The 19564-nt window shown below is 72.7% G+C and carries 21 protein-coding genes and 1 riboswitch; of the genes, 13 read left to right on the top strand and 8 right to left on the bottom strand.

The features are described 5' to 3' along the window. The first annotated feature begins 24 nt into the window (after window positions 1–24). From ACZ3ZE_RS01560 to ACZ3ZE_RS01580, 5 genes are all read left to right on the top strand, one after another. On the top strand, window positions 25–990 hold the full coding sequence (locus tag ACZ3ZE_RS01560; protein ID WP_467256981.1) for an ATP-binding cassette domain-containing protein: 966 nt from the start codon (window positions 25–27) through the stop codon (window positions 988–990). Beyond that, window positions 962–3049, top strand: coding sequence for a YhgE/Pip family protein (locus ACZ3ZE_RS01565; protein ID WP_442305194.1), 2088 nt, complete (start codon window positions 962–964; stop codon window positions 3047–3049). Before ACZ3ZE_RS01560 ends, ACZ3ZE_RS01565 begins: the two co-directional genes overlap by 29 nt. 19 nt (window positions 3050–3068) lie before the next feature. Continuing rightward, entirely contained in the window at window positions 3069–3677 is a 609-nt protein-coding gene (locus ACZ3ZE_RS01570) for a TetR/AcrR family transcriptional regulator (protein ID WP_467256982.1), read from the top strand. Between the two features lie 341 nt (window positions 3678–4018). Further along, complete coding sequence (locus tag ACZ3ZE_RS01575) at window positions 4019–4657, top strand: DUF4126 domain-containing protein (RefSeq protein WP_361164048.1); 639 nt, start codon at window positions 4019–4021, stop codon at window positions 4655–4657. Between the two features lie 21 nt (window positions 4658–4678). Then, window positions 4679–6106 carry a phytoene desaturase family protein gene (locus ACZ3ZE_RS01580; protein ID WP_467256984.1) on the top strand — a complete coding sequence of 476 codons (1428 nt, stop codon included), beginning with the start codon at window positions 4679–4681 and terminating at the stop codon, window positions 6104–6106. A gap of 19 nt (window positions 6107–6125) precedes the next feature. Here ACZ3ZE_RS01580 and ACZ3ZE_RS01585 read toward each other — a convergent pair whose 3' ends face one another. The 5 genes from ACZ3ZE_RS01585 to ACZ3ZE_RS01605 form a co-directional block, all read right to left on the bottom strand. Beyond that, complete coding sequence (locus ACZ3ZE_RS01585; protein ID WP_361623617.1) at window positions 6126–6932, bottom strand: hypothetical protein; 807 nt, start codon at window positions 6930–6932, stop codon at window positions 6126–6128. A 51-nt stretch (window positions 6933–6983) separates the two neighbouring features. Beyond that, complete coding sequence (metF, locus tag ACZ3ZE_RS01590) at window positions 6984–7901, bottom strand: methylenetetrahydrofolate reductase [NAD(P)H] (protein ID WP_361164042.1); 918 nt, start codon at window positions 7899–7901, stop codon at window positions 6984–6986. Window positions 7902–8020: 119 nt separating this feature from the next. Next, window positions 8021–8671, bottom strand: a complete 651-nt coding sequence (gene thiE, locus ACZ3ZE_RS01595; protein ID WP_361164040.1) for a thiamine phosphate synthase — start codon at window positions 8669–8671, stop codon at window positions 8021–8023. Window positions 8672–8769: 98 nt separating this feature from the next. Continuing rightward, on the bottom strand, window positions 8770–9135 hold the full coding sequence (locus ACZ3ZE_RS01600; protein ID WP_361164038.1) for an Rv2175c family DNA-binding protein: 366 nt from the start codon (window positions 9133–9135) through the stop codon (window positions 8770–8772). A 43-nt stretch (window positions 9136–9178) separates the two neighbouring features. Beyond that, window positions 9179–10435, bottom strand: coding sequence for an NAD(P)/FAD-dependent oxidoreductase (locus ACZ3ZE_RS01605; protein ID WP_363292985.1), 1257 nt, complete (start codon window positions 10433–10435; stop codon window positions 9179–9181). Window positions 10436–10517: 82 nt separating this feature from the next. Continuing rightward, a riboswitch (TPP riboswitch) is annotated at window positions 10518–10630 on the top strand. On the opposite strand from ACZ3ZE_RS01605, the gene thiO reads away from it, so the two are divergent. From thiO to ACZ3ZE_RS01635, 6 genes are all read left to right on the top strand, one after another. Then, the gene (gene thiO, locus ACZ3ZE_RS01610) at window positions 10628–11791 is read left to right on the top strand and encodes a glycine oxidase ThiO (protein WP_361164034.1); all 1164 of its coding nucleotides are present in this window, start codon (window positions 10628–10630) and stop codon (window positions 11789–11791) included. (Overlaps the previous riboswitch by 3 nt.) Then, window positions 11788–11988 (top strand): sulfur carrier protein ThiS, encoded by a 201-nt coding sequence (gene thiS / locus ACZ3ZE_RS01615; RefSeq protein WP_361164032.1) that lies wholly within the window; start codon window positions 11788–11790, stop codon window positions 11986–11988. The genes thiO and thiS overlap by 4 nt, the downstream gene beginning before the upstream one ends. 3 nt (window positions 11989–11991) lie before the next feature. After that, window positions 11992–12786 (top strand): thiazole synthase, encoded by a 795-nt coding sequence (locus ACZ3ZE_RS01620; RefSeq protein WP_361164030.1) that lies wholly within the window; start codon window positions 11992–11994, stop codon window positions 12784–12786. 125 nt (window positions 12787–12911) lie between these two features. Continuing rightward, entirely contained in the window at window positions 12912–14804 is a 1893-nt protein-coding gene (gene pknB / locus ACZ3ZE_RS01625; RefSeq protein WP_361164028.1) for a Stk1 family PASTA domain-containing Ser/Thr kinase, read from the top strand. 6 nt (window positions 14805–14810) lie between these two features. Further along, on the top strand, window positions 14811–15659 hold the full coding sequence (locus ACZ3ZE_RS01630; RefSeq protein ID WP_361164026.1) for a deoxyribonuclease IV: 849 nt from the start codon (window positions 14811–14813) through the stop codon (window positions 15657–15659). 67 nt (window positions 15660–15726) lie between these two features. Continuing rightward, entirely contained in the window at window positions 15727–16284 is a 558-nt protein-coding gene (locus tag ACZ3ZE_RS01635) for a DUF4396 domain-containing protein (RefSeq protein ID WP_467256986.1), read from the top strand. Here the strand turns inward: ACZ3ZE_RS01635 and ACZ3ZE_RS01640 are convergent. After that, window positions 16281–16913, bottom strand: a complete 633-nt coding sequence (locus ACZ3ZE_RS01640) for a sulfite oxidase-like oxidoreductase (RefSeq protein ID WP_361164022.1) — start codon at window positions 16911–16913, stop codon at window positions 16281–16283. The genes ACZ3ZE_RS01635 and ACZ3ZE_RS01640 overlap by 4 nt on opposite strands. 186 nt (window positions 16914–17099) lie before the next feature. On the opposite strand from ACZ3ZE_RS01640, the gene bfr reads away from it, so the two are divergent. After that, entirely contained in the window at window positions 17100–17576 is a 477-nt protein-coding gene (gene bfr / locus ACZ3ZE_RS01645) for a bacterioferritin (protein WP_132915621.1), read from the top strand. A 5-nt stretch (window positions 17577–17581) separates the two neighbouring features. Here the strand turns inward: bfr and ACZ3ZE_RS01650 are convergent, their stop codons facing one another. Continuing rightward, window positions 17582–17818, bottom strand: a complete 237-nt coding sequence (locus ACZ3ZE_RS01650; RefSeq protein ID WP_363292987.1) for a (2Fe-2S)-binding protein — start codon at window positions 17816–17818, stop codon at window positions 17582–17584. A gap of 150 nt (window positions 17819–17968) precedes the next feature. Continuing rightward, window positions 17969–19321: a class II 3-deoxy-7-phosphoheptulonate synthase gene (locus tag ACZ3ZE_RS01655; RefSeq protein ID WP_361164018.1), complete on the bottom strand. Its 1353-nt coding sequence runs from the start codon at window positions 19319–19321 to the stop codon at window positions 17969–17971. A 91-nt stretch (window positions 19322–19412) separates the two neighbouring features. Between ACZ3ZE_RS01655 and ACZ3ZE_RS01660 the strand changes: the two genes are divergently transcribed. Then, window positions 19413–19469, top strand: a complete 57-nt coding sequence (locus ACZ3ZE_RS01660) for a trp operon leader peptide (protein WP_361164734.1) — start codon at window positions 19413–19415, stop codon at window positions 19467–19469. The last annotated feature ends 95 nt before the right edge of the window (window positions 19470–19564 follow it).

Here is a 19564-nt window from a genome sequence, read left to right on the forward strand (position 1 = left end):
TCAAAAGAGTTCCTAGGGGGGATCGTGGACGCGCACCCGGACGAGCCGCACGGCGCCGCCGTCGTCGCGGACGGCTACGGGCTGAAGGGCCCGCGCGGCTGGGCCTTCCGCGGCATCGGCTTCGAGGCCGCACCCGGATCACTGGTCGCCATCGAGGGGCCCTCGGGCTCCGGCCGCACCTGTCTGCTGCTCGCACTCACCGGCCGCATGAAGGCCCAGGAGGGCCACGCCCAGGTGGCGAGGCTGCGGCTGCCCAAGAAGATGGCGGCCGTACGGCGGATCAGCGCGCTCGGCCCGGTGCCGGGCGTCAGTGACCTCGACCCGGCCCTCACCGTCGCCGAGCACCTGCGTGAGCGGGCCCTGCTCCAGCGCCGTTTCGACGGTTCGCTCAAGGCGCTGCTCCGGCCGCCCGCCGAGCGCGCCGCCGCCGCACGGGCCCGGATCGACGAGGCCCTGAAGGCCGCCGGTCTCGACCTGGAGACCCTGCCGAAGGGCGACCGGACCTCCGTACGGGACCTGGAGCGGCTGGAGGCGCTGCGCCTGTCGCTGGCCCTCGCCCTCCTCGGGCGCCCCCGGCTGGTGGCCCTGGACGACACCGACCTGAAGCTGTCGGACGCCGACCGCGCCGAGGCCTGGGCCCTGCTCCGGTCCGTCGCCGACTCCGGCATCACCGTGCTCGCCGTGTGCAGCGAGGCCCCCGAGGGCGCCCTGCGCGTCTCCACGGCATCCGCCACCACCCGGACCGCGCCGAAGACGTCCAAGGCCGAGCCCGGGACCGCCGACGCCGAGCCCGAGACCGGAACCGCAGACGCCAAGCCCAAGCCGGAGACCGAGCCCGAGCCCGACGCCGAGCCCACCGCGACCGGGCCCGACACCGACGCCGAGCCCACCGCGACCGGGCCCGGCACCGACGCCGAGCCCACCACGCACACCATCCAGAAGGCCCAGAAGGGGGAGGCCGATGCGTTCGCCGCGACTCGCCGCGCTTGAGCTCAAGCGGTTCGGCAGGGGGAAGCTGCCGCGGGCCGCGCTCGTCGCGATCCTGCTGCTGCCGCTGCTGTACGGCGCGCTGTACCTGTGGTCGTTCTGGGACCCGTACAGCAGGCTCGACAAGATCCCCGTCGCCCTCGTCAACGAGGACCGCGGCGCCACCGCCGGCGGCAAGAAGATCACCGTGGGCTCGGACATCACCGAGAACCTGCGCGAGAGCGCCGTCTTCGAGTGGCACGAGGTGAGCGACGACGAGGCCCGTGAGGGCGTCGAGGACGGGAAGTACTACCTGTCCCTGACCATGCCGTCGGACTTCAGCGAGCGGATCGCCTCCAGCTCCGGGGACTCCCCCGAGGCCGGCGCGCTCAAGGTGCGGACGAACGACGCCAACAACTACATCGTCGGGCAGATCTCCCGCACGGTCTTCTCCGAGGTGCGCACCGCCGCCTCGACGAAGTCCTCGCGCACCTTCCTGGACAAGATCTTCATCTCCTTCTCCGACATCCACGAGGCGACCGCCAAGGCCGCCAAGGGGGCCGGCGACCTGAAGGACGGTGTCGACAAGGCGAAGGCGGGCTCCAAGAGCCTCGCCGACGGCCTCAAGGACGCCAAGAAGGGCAGCGGTGACCTGGCCACCGGCATCAAGAAGTTGAACAAGGGTGCCAAGGACCTGGAGAGCGGCTCCCGGAAGGTCGCCGACGGCACCCAGGCGCTCGCCGACAAGGTGAACGGCACGGCCGACAAGGTCCGCCCGTACCTGGCGAACAACGGCAAGTCGATCCGGGACACCGCCCGGCTGGTCTCCGACTCCGCGACCGCCGTCCGGCACAACCTGGACGACCTGGTGCGCCGCGCCCCGATCGCCCGCGACGCCGCCCACGTGGCCGACGACAAGCTGGCCGCGCTCTACAAGAAGCGGTGCGTGACCAACCCGCTGCCGGACGCCCAGGAGTGCGAGGTCCTCAAGGAGGCCTCGGTCTCCGCCGACGACGTCGCCAAGATCGCCGACGACCTGCACGAGCTGACCAAGGACCAGAAGGGCGACCTGAAGACCCTGGACACCCGGCTCGCCAAGCTGAAGAAGGACGCCGACGAGCTGGCCCGCCGCGCCCCGCACCTGGACCAGGACGTCGAGGGCGCCATCAAGAAGATCAACGAGCTCAACACGGGCGCCAGGAAGGTCGCCGACGGCGCGGACCGGCTGCACACCGGCCTGACCGACGCGCGCACCGGTTCCAGCAGCCTCGACACGGGTGTCGGCAAGCTCAAGAAGGGTGCCGGCGAGCTCGACGGCGGCCTGTTCAAGCTGGCGGACGGCTCGGGCGAGCTGGCCACCGGCCTGAACGACGGGGTGAAGCAGATCCCCGACTACGACAAGCAGGACCGCGACAAGCGCACCGAGGTGATGGCCGACCCGGTCAAGCTGGCCGCCCAGTCGATGCACAAGGCGCCCAACTACGGCACCGGTTTCGCCCCGTACTTCATCCCGCTCTCCCTCTGGGTCGGCGCGATGGTCGCGTACATGATCATCCAGCCGCTCAACCGGCGCGCCCTGGCCGCCGGCGCCTCCGCCTGGCGGATCGCGCTCGCGGGCTGGCTGCCGGTCGCCGCGATCGGCGTCCTCCAGGTGGGCGCGCTGATGTCGGTGCTCCACTGGGGCCTGGGGCTCCAGATGGCGCGGGCCGCCGGGACCGTCGGCTTCCTCGCCCTGGTGACCTGCTGCTTCGCCGCCATCATCCAGTGGCTGAACGCCAAGTTCGGCGCGGCGGGACGCATCCTGGTGCTCGCGGTGCTGATGCTCCAGCTGACCTCGGCGGGCGGCACGTACCCCGTGCAGACCAGCCCGGGCTTCTTCAACGCCATCCACCCGTTCCTGCCGATGACGTACGTGGTCGAGGCGCTGCGCCGGCTCATCACGGGCGGCGGCATCGGACCGGTCTGGCAGGCCTGCGCCGTCCTCACCGCCTTCACGGTGGGCGCGCTGGCCCTGACCGCCCTGACCGCCCGGCAGAAGCAGGTGTGGTCGCTCGACCGGCTCCACCCCGAACTGTCGCTCTGAACCTGTGAGAATCGAGCCCATGGACAGCAGCAGCACCAGACGCCAGGCCACGCGCACCAAGCTCTACGAGGCGGCCGTCACGCTCATCGCGGAGCAGGGCTTCTCGGCGACGACCGTCGACGAGATCGCCGAGCGGGCGGGCGTGGCCAAGGGCACGGTCTACTACAACTTCAAGAGCAAGACCGAGCTCTTCGAGGAGCTGCTGCGGCACGGCGTCTCCCTCCTCGCCGCCTCCCTGCAGGCGGCGGCCGAGGAGACCGCCGGGCGGGGCGGCAGCCGGGTCGACGCGCTGGACGCGATGATCCGGGCGGGCCTGGTCTTCATCGACCGCTACCCGGCCTTCACCCAGCTGTACGTGGCCGAGCTCTGGCGCACCAACCGGGCGTGGAACTCGACGCTCCTGGTGGTCCGTCAGGAAGCCGTCGCGGTCGTCGAGGGCGTGCTGCGCGAGGGCGTCGAGGCCGGCGAGCTGAGCGAGGAGATCGACGTGAAGCTGACGGCGGCGGCGCTGGTCGGCATGGTCCTGGTGGCCGCGCTCGACTGGCAGGCGTTCCAGAGCGAGCGCTCCCTGGACGACGTCCACGCCGCGCTCTCGCGCCTGCTCCACGGGCGCGTGGGCGGCCGCTGACACCGGTCGCCCTGGCCCTCGGACGGCTGAGCGGACGAAAGAAGCGCCGGTCCCGCGCGAGGCTCGATCCCCCCGAGCCACGCCGGACCGGCGCTTCCTCCGTACTCCCCCGTGAGTCCCCGTGTCCCCCGTGGACCCGCGTTCCCCCGTGGTCCCGTATCCCCCGTGGACCCCGTACCGGCAGGTGCGCGACCCCGTTCCGCAGCCCCGTGCCGGCGGTGCCGGAGCCGCGCCCCTTCCGTGCGGTCCACTCTCCCTTCCCCGCAGGTCACGGCCTATCCGCGTACCTACTCATCTCGCGCTCTAGGTACGGATACTCAGACCTGGCTACGATCGCGGACGTGTCCGTACTCCCCCTGGTGTTCACGAGCGGCTGGGCGAGCGGGATCAACGCCTACGCGGTGGTCCTGCTGCTCGGTCTGTTCGGCGCGACCGGGCTCTCCGACGAGGTGCCCGAGGCGCTGCAGCGGCCCGATGTCCTGATCGCCGCCGGCGTGCTGTTCCTGTGCGAGGCGGTCGCGGACAAGATCCCGTACGTCGACTCCGTCTGGGACTCGGTGCACACGGTGATCCGGCCCCTCGCCGGTGCCGTGGTCGCCGCCCTGCTCGCCGGGCAGTCCGGTTCGCTGCCGGAGCTGGCGGCGGGCGCGGTGGGCGGTACGACGGCCCTGCTGAGCCACTTCGTGAAGGCCGGCACGCGGATGGCGGTGAACACCTCGCCGGAGCCCTTCTCCAACATCGCCGTGTCCACGGCGGAGGACCTCGGGGTCGCCGCGGTCATCACCTTCGCCATATTCCATCCGGTCGCCGCCGCCGTGATCGCGGCGGTGCTGCTCGTGCTCGGCCTGGTGATAGTGGCCTTCCTGGCCCACAGCATCCGGCGGTTCTGGCGGCGCCGGGCGCAGCGCCGCGAGGAGCGGAGGCTGGCCGGCGTCCGGGAGCGGCCCCCCGCTCCGACGGACGGTTCGGAGCATTTCTGAGCGCCGGATAGGGTCGCCCCCATGGCACGGATTGTGGTGATCGGGGCGGGACTCGGCTCGATGGCGGCGGCCGCCCGACTGGCGGTGGCGGGCCACCGGGTGACGGTCTACGAGAGCGGCGCGACGTACGGGGGCGGGGTCCGCCGCTTCGAGCGGGACGGCTTCGGCTTCGACACCGGACCCGGGCTTCTGCACGTCCCGGCGGTCTACCGCGATCTCTTCGTCAAGACCGGCAAGCAGCCGCTGGAGGAGTGCGTCACGCTGACGCAGGTCGATCCGGCGAGCCGTCATGTCTTCGCCGACGGCACCCGCGTCGACCTGCCGAACGCCTCTCGGGCCGGCACGATCGCCGCCCTGGAGGCGGCGCTCGGCGGGGGCGCGGGCGAACGCTGGGGTGACTTCATGGGGCGGGCCCGGGAGGCCTGGGACCGCACCCGGCGCCCCCTCCTGGAGGAGCCGCAGCCCGAGGACGTCTCCGCGCTGGGCCGCGAGCCCTATCCGGCCCCCAAGGCGGGCCTGCTGCGCCGCCCGACGACGACGCTGGCGCGGATCGGCGAGCGCGAGCTGCGCGACCCCCGGCTGGCCGCGCTCCTCGGCTCGTACGCCTGGAGCTACGGCTTCGACCCGGCCACCGCCCCCGCCGCGGCGGCCGTGCTCCCGTACATGGAGCAGACCTTCGGCAGCTGGTACGTGGCCGGCGGCATCCGGGCGCTCGCCGACGCGGTGTACGAGCGGTGCCTCCAGCGGCGGGTCGAGTTCGTCTTCGACACCGAGGTGACCGACGTCCTTCAGGAGCGGGGCCGGGCGACCGGCCTCGCGCTGGCGGGCGACGAGACGGTGGCGGCCGACCACGTGGTCGCGGGCGCGCCCGTGCCGATGCTGTACACCGAGCAGATCGTCGGCTGGGAGTCCGGCGACGAATGGCCGCACTACCAGCCGATGCCCACGGGCCGGGTGACGCTCTGTCTGGCCCTGCGCGGGGCCCGGGAGTCCGGCGCCACGCACCGGACGGTCGTGCACGGCTCCGGGGCGCTGCCGACGGTGACCGTGCTCCGGCCCGACGACCCGGCGCTGCGGCCGGACGCGGCGCACGAGTCGGTGACGGTCACGGCGACGGTCGGGATCACGGCGTCCTGGGCGGAGTTCGCCGAGCGGATGCTGGTCCAGGCCGCGACGGCCGTGCCGGAGCTGCGCGAGCGGCTGCTCTGGCAGGAGGTCCGCACCCCGGACGACACCCTCCTGGAGACGGGCGCCGCCGAGGTCCCGGGACCGGCGCTGGCCGGGGCGGGCGGGCGGTGGCTGCCCGCGGCCAACCGGTCCCCGCTCCCCGGCCTCCACTTCGTCGGCGGCTGGTCGCACCCGGGCGGCGGGCTCGCGCACGCGGGCATGTCCGGGGCGCTGGTCGCCGGACTGATCGTGGAGGGCGCGGACTTCCGCGGCTCGCGGTGACCGGTCCGGCGCGCGGCGCCTAGTACCGGTACTGCTGGTCCTCGCCGTAGCCGTACTGCTGCTCCGGCGGGTGCTGCTGTGCGTCGTCCTGGCCGGTGCGGCCCTGCTGCTGGGGCACCCAGACGCCGCCGGGAGGGGTGTCGTACGTGTAGGAGGGCGCGTACGGGTCGGCGTACGGCTGCTGGTACGTGCCGTACTGCTGGCCGGCGTCGGTGTACGCCTGCTGGCCGATGTACGGGTCGGAGTAGGCCGCGTACTGCTGCCCGCCGTCGGTGCCGTAGTCGTAGCCGGGCTGCTGCTCGTAGCCGCCCGCGTAGGCGTCGGCGTACGGCTGCTGCTGGTCGTAGGAGGTGCCGTAGACGGCGTACTGCCCGGTGTCCTCGGGCAGCGGCTGGGGCTCGTACACGTCCGAGGCGGCGGCGTGGACCTCCTGCGGCTCCGGGAAGGCGTCCTCGGCGGCGGCGTTCCCCGCGTGGGGCTCCGCCGGCTCGTAGGAGAGGTCGCTGACCTCCAGCGTCGGGCCCTCCTTCGCGGCCCGCCCGCCGGCCCGGCGGCGGCGGCTCGCGCCCGGGTTGCCGCCGATCGCCCAGCCGGTGGAGAAGCCGCGCCGGAAGGAGAGCGTCACATAGGTCTGGCCGACGGCGAAGGCGACGGCGCCCACGACGATCACCAGCACCGAGGGCAGCAGCACGCCGACGACGACGCCGAGGAAGCCGCCGAAGGCGAGCAGCCGCCAGCGCAGCCGCGCCTTGTACTGGAGGAGCACCTCACCCAGCAGCCACAGCGCCACGACACCGAACGCGATGTAGAGGACCGTCCACCCCATGCCCGCCCCTCTCCTACGGCCACCGCCGCGGGAAGGGGCGGGTACGGCCGGTCACGACTGCTGGTGCAGTCCGAGATTCTCGTAGATCTCGAGCGTCGCCTTGGAGTTGTTCAGCGTGATGAAGTGCAGTCCGGGGACACCCTCGGAGAGCAGCCGCGCGCAGAACTCCGTCGCGAACTCGATGCCAATGGAGCGTACAGCGGCCGGATCGTCCTTGACCGCGAGGATGCGGTCTTTCACATCCTCGGGGAAGGCGGCGTTGCTCAGCTGGGGCAGTCGCTCCAGGCTCCGGACGCTCACCACGGGCATGACCTCGGGGATGATCGGGGTGTCGCAGCCCGCCTTCTCGGCGCTGTCGCGCAGCCGCAGGTAGTTCTCCGGGTCGAAGAACATCTGGGTGATGGCGTAGTCCGCCCCGGCGCGGCACTTGTCCACGAAGTGCCGGATGTCCGTGTCCCAGTCGGAGGAGCGCGGGTGCATCTCGGGGAAGGCCGCGACGCCGACGCAGAAGTCGCCGGACTCCTTGATCAGCCGGACCAGGTCGGCCGCGTAGTGGACGCCCTCGGGGTGGGCGATCCACTCCCCGAGCGGGTCGCCCGGCGGGTCGCCGCGGACGGCGAGCATGTTCCTGATGCCGGCGTCGGCGTACTGGCCGAGGACGTTGCGGAGCTCGGCGATGGAGTGGTCGACGGCCGTGAGGTGGGCGACCGGGGTGAGGGTGGTGTCGGAGGCGATCTTCTGGGTGGCCTTGACGGTGCCGCCGCGCGTGGTGCCGCCGGCCCCGTAGGTCACCGAGACGAAGCTGGGCGCGACCGCCTCGATCCGCCGCATGGCGTTCCAGAGGCTCTGCTCGCTCTTCTCGGTCCGGGGCGCGAAGAACTCGAACGAGTACGAGGTGCCACCCTCGGCGAGGATGTCCCGCACCGTGCGGGCGCGGTCCGTGCGGGTGGAAGCGGTACCAAGGGCCATACGGGCAGGTTAGACGGGGTCCAGGGGCAGACAGAAGGCGCGTCCGCGTTATGGACAGGTTCTGGACACGTTTCCGGACAGCCCGGCGTGTCCGGTGGGGGCCGGGGGTCCTACCGGGCTTACGCGAGGCGGTCGCGGATCCGCTTGGCCAGGGAGGCCGCCGCGGCGGCCGGGTCGTCGGCCTCGGTGAGGGCGCGGACCACGACGATCCGGCGGGCGCCCGCGTCCAGCACCTCGTCGAGGTTGCCCTCGTCGATGCCGCCGATGGCGAACCAGGGCCGGTCCTGCTCCAGGGCCGCCGCGTAGCGCACGAGGTCCAGCCCCGGCGCGTACCGCCCCGGCTTGGTGGGGGTGGGCCAGCAGGGGCCGGTGCAGAAGTAGTCCACGCCCGGCTCCGCCGCGGCCGCGGCGGCCTCGGACTCGGCGTGGCAGGAGCGCCCGATCAGCACCTCGTCGCCGAGGATCGCGCGGGCGGCGGGCACGGGGAGGTCGCCCTGCCCGAGGTGGAGGACGTCGGCGCCGATGGCGTGGGCGACGTCGGCCCGGTCGTTGACGGCGAGCAGCTTGCCGTGGCGGCGGCAGGCCTCGGCGAGGACGGCCAGGTGCTCCAGCTCCTCGCCGGCCTCCATGCCCTTGTCACGGAGCTGCACGATGTCCACGCCGGAGGAGAGCACAGCGTCGAGGAAGGCGGGCAGGTCGCCCTGGCGCTTCCGGGCGTCGGTGCACAGGTAGAGCCGGGCGTCGGCGAGCTGCTCGCGAGGCGTGGACATGCAGGTTCCCCCGTCGGGTGGCGCGGGTGCCGGGCCGGCCCGGTGTGGCCGGTCCGGCAGCCGCGGTGGTGTCTTCGGTGGTGCTCGGTGGTACTGGGTCAGACGGCGAGCGCCTGGGCGCGGCGCTTCACCTCCGTGCCGCGATTCTCACTCAGGGCCTGCGCGGGGGTGCCGGGCAGGCTCGGGTCCGGAGTGAAGAGCCACTCCAGCATCTCTTCGTCGCTGAAGCCGTCGTCCCGCAGGAGCGTCAGGGTGCCGACGAGGCCCTTGACGACCTTGTCGCCGTCGATGAAGGCGGCGGGCACCTGGAGCACCTTGCGCTCGCCGCGGCGGACGGCGATCAGCTGGCCCTCGTTGACCAGCTGGCGCACACGCGTCACCTCGACATCGAGCATTTCCGCGATGTCGGGGAGGAAGAGCCAGGCGGGGACGAGAGCATCGGTCTTTGCGTCAATCTCGGTCACGGGACAAGCGTGCCATCCCGGACTGACAGCCGGTAGTCGGGCCCTACCTGACTGCCGCCTTCAGGGGGACGGAGGGGTCGGCCGCCCTCGCCGGGTCGACGGGTGTGCGGCGCTCGATCAGCCTGCGCCCCTGGGCGAGGTCGCGGGGGCGGCTGACGGTCAGCAGGGCGACGGGCACCTCGTCCTGGAGCCACAGCACGGTCCAGGACTCGTCGGACGGGTCGCCGCGCCACAGGAGGGTGTCGGCGGCTCCGTGGTGGCCGGCGTACTGGACGAAGCGGCCGAACTGCTCGGACCAGAAGTACGGCACCGGGTCGTACGGCGCGGGCTCCCCCGCGGCCGGGCCGAGGATGTCGGCGGCGACCGTGCGCGGCCCCTGGAGGGCGTTGTCCCAGTGGTGGACGAGCAGCCGCTCGCCGTAGCGGGCCGAGGGGAACGAGGCGCAGTCGCCGACCGCGTACACGTCGGGCAGGGAGCTGCGCAGCCGGTCGTCGGCGGTGACGGCGCCGCTCGGGTCCAGGGCGATGCCGGAGCCGTCGAGCCAGCCGGTGGCGGGGCGGGCGCCGATGCCGACGACCACGGCGTCGGCGGGCAGCTCGGCCCGCTCGCCGGAGCGGTCGGCGCCCTCGGCGAGGACCACGCGGCCCTCCTCGACGCCCGCCACGCGCGCGTTGAGCCGCAGTGCGGCGCCGCTCTCGGCGTACCAGGCGGTCATGGGGGCGGTGACCTCGGCGGGCAGGGCGCCGGCGAGGGGGCGGTCGGCGGCCTCGACGACGGTGACGGCGCAGCCGGCCGCGCGGGCGGCGGTGGCGAACTCGGCGCCGATCCAGCCGGCGCCGACGACCACGATGTCGTGGCGGCGCTCCAGGACGCCGCCCAGCCGGACGGCGTCGTCGAGGGTGCGCAGCAGGTGGACGCCGGGCACCCCCTCGGTGCCGGGCAGGGTGAGCGGGTGGGCGCCGGTGGCGAGGACCAGCGTGTCGTACGGGACGGGGCCGGCCTCGGTGTCGATCTCGCGGTCGGCGGGGCGCAGCCCGGTCACCTCGACGCCGAGGCGCAGGGTGATGGCGAGGGACTCGAAGTCGATGTCGAAGGCGGAGCCCTCGGCCGTGCCGAGGAGGACCGCCTTGGAGAGCGGGGGCCGGTCGTAGGGCTGGTGGGGTTCGGCGCCGATGAGGGTCACGGGTCCGGTGAAGCCCTGTTCGCGCAGGGCGACGGCGGTCTGGACGCCCGCCATTCCGGCGCCGACGATCACGATGTTCCGCTCGGTGGGCCGTGGGGTCTGCTTCTGCTCGCTCACCCGCCCACCTTACGCATCTGACGGATCGTCAGGAAGGGAGGGGCCTGCGACGGGCCACGCGCTGCGGCTAGGGTGGCGGGCGCAAAGCACTCGCGGGAGCCCGGACGCACCGGGCTGAGAGGGAGGCTGTCCGGCCTCCGACCGTACGAACCTGATCCGGGTCATGCCGGCGAAGGGAGGGGCTGGACGCCCATGTCGCGTACACGCGGTACCTCTGACGTCCTCGTCATCGGGGGCGGCATCATCGGCCTGGTCACGGCCTGGCGGGCGGCGCAGCGCGGCCTGCGCACCGCCGTGGCCGACCCCGAACCGGGCGGCGGTGCGGCCCGGGTGGCGGCGGGCATGCTCGCCGCCGTCACCGAACTCCACTTCGGCGAGGAGACCCTGCTCGGGCTCAACCTCGACTCCGCCCGCCGCTACCCCGCGTTCGTCGCCGAACTCGCCGAGGCCACCGGCCACGACGTCGGCTACCGCGCCTGCGGCACCCTCGCCGTCGCCCTCGACGCCGACGACCGGGCCCATCTGCGCGAGCTGCACGCCCTGCAGACCCGCTGCGGGCTCGCCTCGGAGTGGCTGAACGGGCGCGAGTGCCGCCGCTTGGAGCCCATGCTGGCCCCGGGCGTCCGGGGCGGGCTGCGGGTGGACGGCGACCACCAGGTCGACCCGCGCCGGCTCGCCGACGCGCTGCTCGTCGCCTGCGAGCGGGCCGGGGTGGTGTTCCACCGGGCGCTCGTCGAGCGGCTCACGGTCACCGGGGACCGGGCCCGCGGCGCCGTCCTCGCCGGCGGCGACGAGCTGGCGGCGGACCAGGTGGTGCTGGCCGCCGGCAGCCTGAGCGGCCGGCTGGCCGGCGTACCGGAACGGGTGCTGCCGCCCGTCCGGCCCGTGAAGGGGCAGGTGCTGCGGCTGCGGGTGCCGCCCGCGTACGCGCCGTTCCTCTCCCGCACCGTCCGCGCGGTCGTCCGCGGCAGCCACGTCTACCTGGTGCCGCGCGAGAACGGCGAGCTGGTCGTCGGCGCGACCAGCGAGGAGCTCGGCTGGGACACCACCGTCACGGCGGGCGGCGTGTACGAGCTGCTGCGCGACGCGCACGAGCTGGTGCCCGGCATCACCGAGCTGCCGCTCACCGAGACCATCGCCGGGCTGCGGCCCGCCTCCCCCGACAACGCGCCGCTGCTCGGCCCGAGCGCGCTGCCCGGTCTGCACCTGGCCACCGGCCACTACCGCAACGGGGTGCTGCTGACCCCCGTCACCGGCGACGTCCTGGCCGAGGCCCTGACCACCGGGGCGCTGCCCGACGAGGCCCGCCCCTTCACCGCCCGCCGCTTCTCCCCCGTCCACCTGGAGCACGCATGAACGTGTCCGTGAACGGAGAGCCCCGCGAGCTCGCGGACCCGCTCTCCCTCGACGCCCTCGTCGCCACCCTCACCGTCGCCCCCGCCGGGGTGGCCGCCGCCGTCAACGAGACGGTCGTCCCGCGCGGCCAGTGGGCCGCGACCCTGCTCGGCGAGGGCGACCGGGTCGAGGTCCTCACCGCGGTCCAGGGAGGCTGAGCCATGTCCGACGACGTGTTCCTGCTCGGCGGCACCGAGTTCTCCTCCCGCCTGATCATGGGCACCGGCGGGGCGCCCAGCCTCGACGTGCTCGACCGCGCCCTCGTCGCCAGCGGTACGGAGCTGACCACGGTCGCCATGCGCCGCCTGGACCCGACCGTGCGCGGCTCGGTGCTGTCCGTCCTGGACCGGCTCGGCATCCGCGTGCTGCCGAACACCGCGGGCTGCTACACCGCCGGCGAGGCCGTGCTCACCGCCCGGCTGGCCCGCGAGGCGCTCGGCACCGACTGGATCAAGGTGGAGGTCATCGCCGACGAGCGGACCCTGCTGCCCGACCCGGTGGAGCTGCTGGACGCGGCCGAGACGCTGGTCGACGACGGCTTCGTGGTCCTGCCGTACACCAACGACGACCCGGTCCTCGCGCAGAAGCTGGAGGACGTGGGCTGCGCGGCGATCATGCCGCTGGGCTCGCCGATCGGCTCCGGCCTCGGCATCCGCAACCCGCACAACTTCGAACTGATCGTCGAGCGGGCCGGGGTGCCGGTGATCCTGGACGCGGGCGCCGGGACGGCCTCCGACGCGGCCCTCGCGATGGAGCTGGGCTGCTCGGCGGTGATGCTGGCCTCCGCGGTGACCCGGGCCCAGGAGCCCGCCCTGATGGCCGAGGCGATGCGCCACGCGGTGGAGGCGGGCCGCCTCGCCCACCGCGCGGGCCGCATCCCCCGCCGCCGCTTCGCCGAGGCCTCCACCCCGCACGAGGGCCGCGCCCGGCTGGACCCGGAACGGCCGGCGTTCTAGGGCGGGGCGCCACGGCCCGGGCGGGGCGCCGCCCGGGCCCCCGCCGGGGTCGCGCGCGTCACAACCGCGCTGCAGAGCGCCCGACGCGGGCGGGTGGCCGGTACGCGGCTCGTAGACTCGACGCCGTGGACACGACCCTTCAGGACCCCCTCGTCGGGCGGCTGCTCGACGGCCGCTACCGCGTCGACGCGCGCATCGCCGTCGGCGGGATGGCCACGGTCTACCGGGCCGTCGACACCCGGCTCGACCGGGTGCTCGCCCTCAAGGTGATGCACCCGGACCTCGCCACGGACGCCGCGTTCGTGGAGCGGTTCATGCGCGAGGCCAAGTCCGTCGCGCGCCTGGCGCACCCCAATGTCGTCGGGGTCTTCGACCAGGGCGCGGACGGCGCGTACGTCTATCTGGCGATGGAGTACGTCGCCGGGTGCACCCTCCGTGACGTGCTGCGCGAGCGGGGCGCGCTCGCGCCCCGGGCCGCCCTCGACATCCTGGAGCCGGTGCTGGCCGCGCTCGGCGCCGCGCACCGGGCCGGGTTCGTGCACCGGGACATGAAGCCGGAGAACGTCCTCATCGGGGACGACGGCCGGGTGAAGGTCGCCGACTTCGGTCTCGTACGGGCCGTGGGCTCGGCCACCGACACCACCGGCGCGGTCCTCGGCACCGTCTCCTACCTGGCCCCGGAGCAGATCGAGCACGGCACCGCGGACACCCGTGCCGACGTGTACGCGTGCGGGGTCGTCCTGTACGAGATGCTGACGGGCGCCAAACCGCACTCCGGGGACACCCCCGCCCAGGTGCTCTACCAGCACCTGAACACCGACGTACCGGCGCCGTCCGCCGCCTTCCCGGGGCTCGCGCCGGAGCTGGACGACCTGGTGGCGGGCGCCACGGCGCGCGACCCGGAGCTGCGGCCGTACGACGCGGTCGCGCTGCTCGCCCGGCTCCGCGAGGCCCGCGCCGGGCTCGACGACGGGCAGCTGGACGCCGTACCGCCGCGGGCGCACGCGCCGGAGCGCTCCGGCGCAGAGGACCGCACCAGCGTCATCCCGCGCCTGCTCCCCCAGCCGGTGGAGCACACCAGCCTGCTGCCGGCCCCGCCGCCCGCGCCCCCGGCGTCCCGGCGCCGGACCGCACCCCGAGGGCCGTTCCTGATCGTCGCCGCCGTCCTGCTCGCCCTCGGCATCGGGGCCGGTGTCTGGTACATCAACTCGGGCCAGTTCACCCGGGTCCCCGCCGTCCTCGGCCAGAGCGAGGCACAGGCCACCCGGCGCCTCACGGACGCCGGGCTCGACGTGGGCGCGACCAGGCGCGCGTTCAGCGACGTGTACGAGCGGGGCACGGTCATGGCCACCGACCCCGGTTCCGGCGAGCGCATCCGCGGCAACGGCACGGTGACGCTGACCGTCTCCCGCGGCCCCGAGATCGTGAAGGTCCCGAACCTGAAGGGCGTCCCGCTCGCCGACGCCAGGAAGCGCCTCACCGACGAGGGGCTCGCGCCCGGGGTGGTCACGTACGCCTTCAGCCGGGCCGTCGCGCAGGGCGCCGTCATCAGCTCGGACCCGGAGCCCGGCACCGAGCGCGCCCCCGACTCGGCCATCGCCCTGGTGGTCAGCAAGGGCGCGCCGATCGACGTCCCGGACGTCACGGGCGAGTCGGTGGCCGACGCCACCGCCACGCTCCAGGACGCCGGCCTCAAGGTGACGGTGGCCCCGGAGCGGATCAACTCGCCCGAGGACGCCGGCACCGTCGCCGCGCAGTCCCTCGCCGAGAGCAGCCGGGCCGCCAAGGGCGACACGATCACCCTGACCGTCTCCAAGGGCCCGCGGATGGTCGAGGTGCCGGACGTCGTCGACATGAAGACCGACGAGGCCCGCGCCGAGCTGGAGTCGGCCGGCTTCGAGGTGAAGATCGAGAAGACCTTCCCCTTCCTCGGCGACACGGTCACCGGCCAGTCCGCGGAGGGCGGCTCCACCGCCGCCGAGGGCTCCACCATCACGCTCACGATCAAGGGACTGTAGAGACTCATGCGCAACCCCGTCGGCGGACATGTCCCCGTGGCCGGCGGCCTCGCCACGACCGGTCTCGGCTACGCGCGCGAGCTCGGCGCCGAGACCGTGCAGGTCTTCGTCGCCAACCCGCGCGGCTGGGCCACCCCGGTCGGCAACCCGGCCCAGGACGAGCTGTTCCGGGCCGGCTGCGAGACCGAGGGCCTGTCGGCCTGGGTGCACGCCCCGTACCTGATCAACTTCGGCTCGCACACCGAGGCCACGGTGGACAGGTCGGTGGAGTCGATGCGCCACTCGCTGCGCCGCGGCCGGGAGATCGGTGCCAAGGGCGTGGTGGTGCACACCGGCTCGGCGACCGGCGGGCGGCCGCGCGCGGAGGCGCTCGCGCAGGTGCGGGAGCGGATGCTGCCGCTGCTCGACGAGCTGACCCACGAGGACGACCCGTTCCTGCTCCTGGAGTCGACCGCCGGGCAGGGCTTCTCGCTCTGCTCGCGGGCGGAGGACTTCGGGCCGTACTTCGACGCGCTCGACCACCACCCGAAGCTGGGCATCTGCCTCGACACCTGTCACATCTTCGCCGCCGGGCACGACCTGACCGGCCCGGACGGCGCCGCCCGCACCCTGGACGAGCTGGTCGCGGTGGTCGGCGAGGGGCGGCTGAAACTGATCCACGCCAACGACTCCAAGGACGTCGTCGGCGCCCACAAGGACCGGCACGCGAACATCGGCGCGGGGCACATCGGCCAGGAGGCCTTCGGGCATCTCCTGAGCCACCCCGCCACCGACGGCGTGCCGTTGGTCATCGAGACGCCGGGCGGTCCGGAGGGGCATCGGGCGGACGTGGAGCTGCTGAAGAAACTGCGTTGAGGAATACCCTAGGGGGGTATACGGTTCTTATAGGAAGAGGAACCGCTACCCGGCTTTGGGGGCACCCATGCAGCACGACGCGCACACCGGTCACGAGCACACCGCCACCCACGAGGGTCACCACCAGCAGCACGAGAACCACCAGAACCACGCGGGTCACGCCGACCACCAGAACCACGCGGGCCCGGGCAAGGCCTCCTGGTCCATGGCGGCCAAGGCGACGCTGCACTGCCTCACGGGCTGCGCCATCGGTGAGGTCCTGGGCATGATCATCGGCACCGCGCTCGGCTGGGGCAACATGCCGACGATGATCCTGGCGATCATCCTGGCCTTCTTCTTCGGCTACGCGCTCACCCTGCGCGGCATCCTCGCGGCCGGCGTCGACTTCAAGACCGCCTTCAAGGTCGCGCTCGCCGCCGACACCCTGTCCATCGCCGTCATGGAGCTCATCGACAACGGCGTCATCGCGCTGTGGCCGGGCGCCATGGACGCGCACCTGTCCGAGGCGCTGTTCTGGATCGTCCTGGCGATCTCACTGGCGGTCGCCTTCGTCGTGACCACGCCCGTCAACAAGTGGATGATCGGCCGCGGCAAGGGCCACGCCGTCGTCCACCAGTACCACTAGAGCTCGGGGCCGTCGCCCGGCTCCTCCTGGTACGAGTAGCGCTGCTCCGTCCACGGGTCACCGATGTTGTGGTAGCCGCGCTCCTCCCAGAAGCCACGCCGGTCGGCGGCCATGTACTCCACGCCCCGGACCCACTTCGGACCCTTCCAGGCGTACAGGTGGGGCACCACGAGGCGCAGCGGGAAGCCGTGCTCCGCGGTGAGCAGGTCGCCGTCCTTGTGGGTGGCGAAGATCGTGCTCTCCGCCGCGAAGTCGGCCAACCGCATGTTGGCGCTGTAGCCGTACTCCGCCCAGACCATCACGTGCGTGACGCCCGGCGCGGGCGGGGCGAGCTCCAGGATCGTGCGGGCGGGGACCCCGCCCCACTCGGATCCGAGCATGCTGAACTTCGTCACACAGTGCAGATCGGCCACGACGGAGCCGAACGGCAGCGCCGAGAACTCCTCGTGGTTCCAGCAGTGCTTGTCGCCGTCGGCGGTCGCCCCGAAGACCCGGAACTCCCAGCGCTCCGGCTTGAAGCGCGGCACGGGGCCGTAGTGGGTGACCGGCCAGCCGCGCTGAAGGCGCTGCCCCGGCGGAAGTTCCGTCGCTCCTGCTTCCCGGCGTACTCCGCCCTCCGGCTGACCCATGTCATCCATGGTGACAGACGGCGAGGGGTGGTCATGACCAGTCAACGCCCGACATCCCGGGACATCCCGGCGTTCGGGACAACTCACAGTAAGCCTGCACTTACTGGACGCCACCCGGGTGCGCTGCGAGGATGCGGCCATCCTGCCCAGTGGCGGCGGTTACATACGTGGAAGGATCCTGAAGCGATGCAGGGCGACCCCGAGGTCCTCGAGTTCCTCAACGAGCAGCTGACCGGCGAACTCACCGCGATCAACCAGTACTGGCTGCACTACCGCATCCAGGACAACAAGGGCTGGACCAAGCTGGCCAAGTACACCCGCGAAGAGTCCATCGACGAGATGAAGCACGCGGACAAGCTGACCGAGCGCATCCTCATGCTCGACGGCCTGCCCAACTACCAGCGCCTCTTCCACGTCCGGGTGGGCCAGACGGTCAAGGAGATGTTCGAGGCCGACCGTCAGGTCGAGGTCGAGGCGATCGACCGGCTGCGGCGCGGGATCGAGGTCATGCGGGCCAAGGGCGACGTCACCTCGGCCAACCTCTTCGAGGAGATCCTGGCCGACGAGGAGCACCACATCGACTACCTGGACACCCAGCTGGAGCTGATCGAGCAGCTCGGCGAGGCGCTCTACTGCTCGACGCTCATCGAGCAGCCCAGCTGAGCGGACTAGGCGGCCTCGGACAGGTCGGCCGCGAGGGCCGGCATGCCCTGGTCCAGCAGTTCGCGCCGCGGGCAGTTGCCGCGCCCGAGGAGGGCCTGGATGCGCTTCACGCACGAACCGCAGTCCGTGCCGGCCTTGCAGGCGGAGGCGATCTGGCGGGGCGTGCAGGCGCCGGCCTCGGCGTGGTCCTTGACCTGCTTCTCCGTGACACCGAAGCATGAGCAGACGTACACGCGGTTCACCTCCCGCCGAGATCGATAAGGCTAACCTAACCTTACCCGGCGGTCCTGGGCCGTGAAAGACCCGGACACGAGGATGGGGCGCGGATCACATGGATCCGCGCCCCATCGGAGTCGGGGGCCCCTCCCAGCGGCAGCCGGGGGAGGAGCTCCTTACTGATCGCGGTACATCTCCGCGACCAGGAAGGCGAGGTCGAGCGACTGGCTGCGGTTGAGGCGCGGGTCGCAGGCCGTCTCGTAACGCTGGTGCAGGTCGTCGACGAAGATCTCGTCGCCCCCGCCCACGCACTCGGTGACGTCGTCGCCGGTCAGCTCCACGTGGATGCCGCCCGGGTGGGTACCGAGCTCCTTGTGGACCTCGAAGAAGCCCTTGACCTCGTCGAGCACGTCGTCGAAGCGACGGGTCTTGTGACCCGAGGCCGCCTCGAAGGTGTTGCCGTGCATCGGGTCGGTCACCCAGGCCACGGTCGCGCCCGAGGCGGTGACCTTCTCGACCAGCTCGGGCAGCTTGTCGCGGACCTTGTCGGCGCCCATGCGGACGATGAAGGTCAGCCGGCCCGGCTCGCGGTCGGGGTCGAGGCGGTCGATGTAGGTGAGCGCCTCCTCCGCGGTCGTCGTCGGACCCAGCTTGATGCCGATCGGGTTGGCGATCCGCGCGGCGAACTCGACGTGCGCGTGGTCCAGCTGACGGGTGCGCTCGCCGATCCAGACCATGTGGCCGGAGGTGTCGTACAGCTTGCCGGTCCGCGAGTCCGTACGGGTCAGCGCGCCCTCGTAGTCGAGCAGCAGCGCCTCGTGCGAGGAGTAGAACTCCACGGCCTTGAACTCGGCCGGGTCGGTGCCGCAGGCCTTCATGAAGTTCAGCGCGTTGTCGATCTCGCGGGCGAGCGCCTCGTAGCGCTGGCCCGACGGGGACGACTTCACGAAGTCCTGGTTCCAGGCGTGCACCTGGCGCAGGTCGGCGTAGCCACCGGTGGTGAAGGCGCGGACCAGGTTCAGCGTCGACGAAGAGGCGTGGTACATCCGCTTCAGGCGCTCGGGGTCCGGGATGCGGGCGGCCTCGGTGAAGTCGAAGCCGTTGACGGAGTCGCCGCGGTAGGTCGGCAGGGTCACGCCGTCGCGGGTCTCGGTGCCCTTGGAGCGCGGCTTGGAGTACTGCCCGGCGATGCGGCCGACCTTGACCACGGGCACGGAGGCCGCGTAGGTCAGGACGGCGCTCATCTGGAGCAGCGTCTTCAGCTTGGCGCGGATGTGGTCGGCGGAGACGGCGTCGAAGGCCTCGGCGCAGTCACCGCCCTGGAGCAGGAACGCCTCGCCACGGGCGACGGCTCCCATCCGGGCGCGCAGCTGGTCGCACTCGCCCGCGAAGACGAGCGGGGGATAGCTCTGGAGCTCCGCGACGACGTCGCGCAGAGCCTCGGCATCGGGGTACTCGGGCTGCTGCGCCGCGGGCAGGTCTCGCCAGGTCGCCTTGGCGACGGCGTGGGTATCAGCGTTCACGGTCACGCCACCACAGTACGGTGCCGGAGCCCGCGTCCACGCCAGTGACCGATGGATGAGACGGGTGTGATCCGGCTCATGCGCTACGATCGGCGCCATGTTCACGCAGACGATCCAGAACTGGTGGTGGACCGCTCATCCGGCGGCCCACTGACTGCGCGTACACCGACAGCACGCGAAGGCCGCCCGAGGGCGGCCTTTCTCGTACCCGGGGCCGTTCCTCTCCGCATCCGAACCCCATCGGAAGGA

The organism is Streptomyces sp. NPDC023157 (assembly GCF_055560575.1).

Bases quoted from the DNA above. Each gene is read 5' to 3' on its own strand.
- ACZ3ZE_RS01565 (WP_442305194.1), top strand. From the start codon at position 962: ATGCGTTCGCCGCGACTCGCCGCGCTTGAGCTCAAGCGGTTCGGCAGG.
- ACZ3ZE_RS01570 (WP_467256982.1), top strand. From the start codon at position 3,069: ATGGACAGCAGCAGCACCAGACGCCAGGCCACGCGCACCAAGCTCTAC.
- ACZ3ZE_RS01580 (WP_467256984.1), top strand. From the start codon at position 4,679: ATGGCACGGATTGTGGTGATCGGGGCGGGACTCGGCTCGATGGCGGCG.
- ACZ3ZE_RS01585 (WP_361623617.1), bottom strand. From the start codon at position 6,932: ATGGGGTGGACGGTCCTCTACATCGCGTTCGGTGTCGTGGCGCTGTGG.
- metF (WP_361164042.1), bottom strand. From the start codon at position 7,901: ATGGCCCTTGGTACCGCTTCCACCCGCACGGACCGCGCCCGCACGGTG.
- thiE (WP_361164040.1), bottom strand. From the start codon at position 8,671: ATGTCCACGCCTCGCGAGCAGCTCGCCGACGCCCGGCTCTACCTGTGC.
- thiO (WP_361164034.1), top strand. From the start codon at position 10,628: ATGTCGCGTACACGCGGTACCTCTGACGTCCTCGTCATCGGGGGCGGC.
- thiS (WP_361164032.1), top strand. From the start codon at position 11,788: ATGAACGTGTCCGTGAACGGAGAGCCCCGCGAGCTCGCGGACCCGCTC.
- ACZ3ZE_RS01620 (WP_361164030.1), top strand. From the start codon at position 11,992: ATGTCCGACGACGTGTTCCTGCTCGGCGGCACCGAGTTCTCCTCCCGC.
- ACZ3ZE_RS01630 (WP_361164026.1), top strand. From the start codon at position 14,811: ATGCGCAACCCCGTCGGCGGACATGTCCCCGTGGCCGGCGGCCTCGCC.
- ACZ3ZE_RS01635 (WP_467256986.1), top strand. From the start codon at position 15,727: ATGCAGCACGACGCGCACACCGGTCACGAGCACACCGCCACCCACGAG.
- ACZ3ZE_RS01640 (WP_361164022.1), bottom strand. From the start codon at position 16,913: ATGGGTCAGCCGGAGGGCGGAGTACGCCGGGAAGCAGGAGCGACGGAA.
- bfr (WP_132915621.1), top strand. From the start codon at position 17,100: ATGCAGGGCGACCCCGAGGTCCTCGAGTTCCTCAACGAGCAGCTGACC.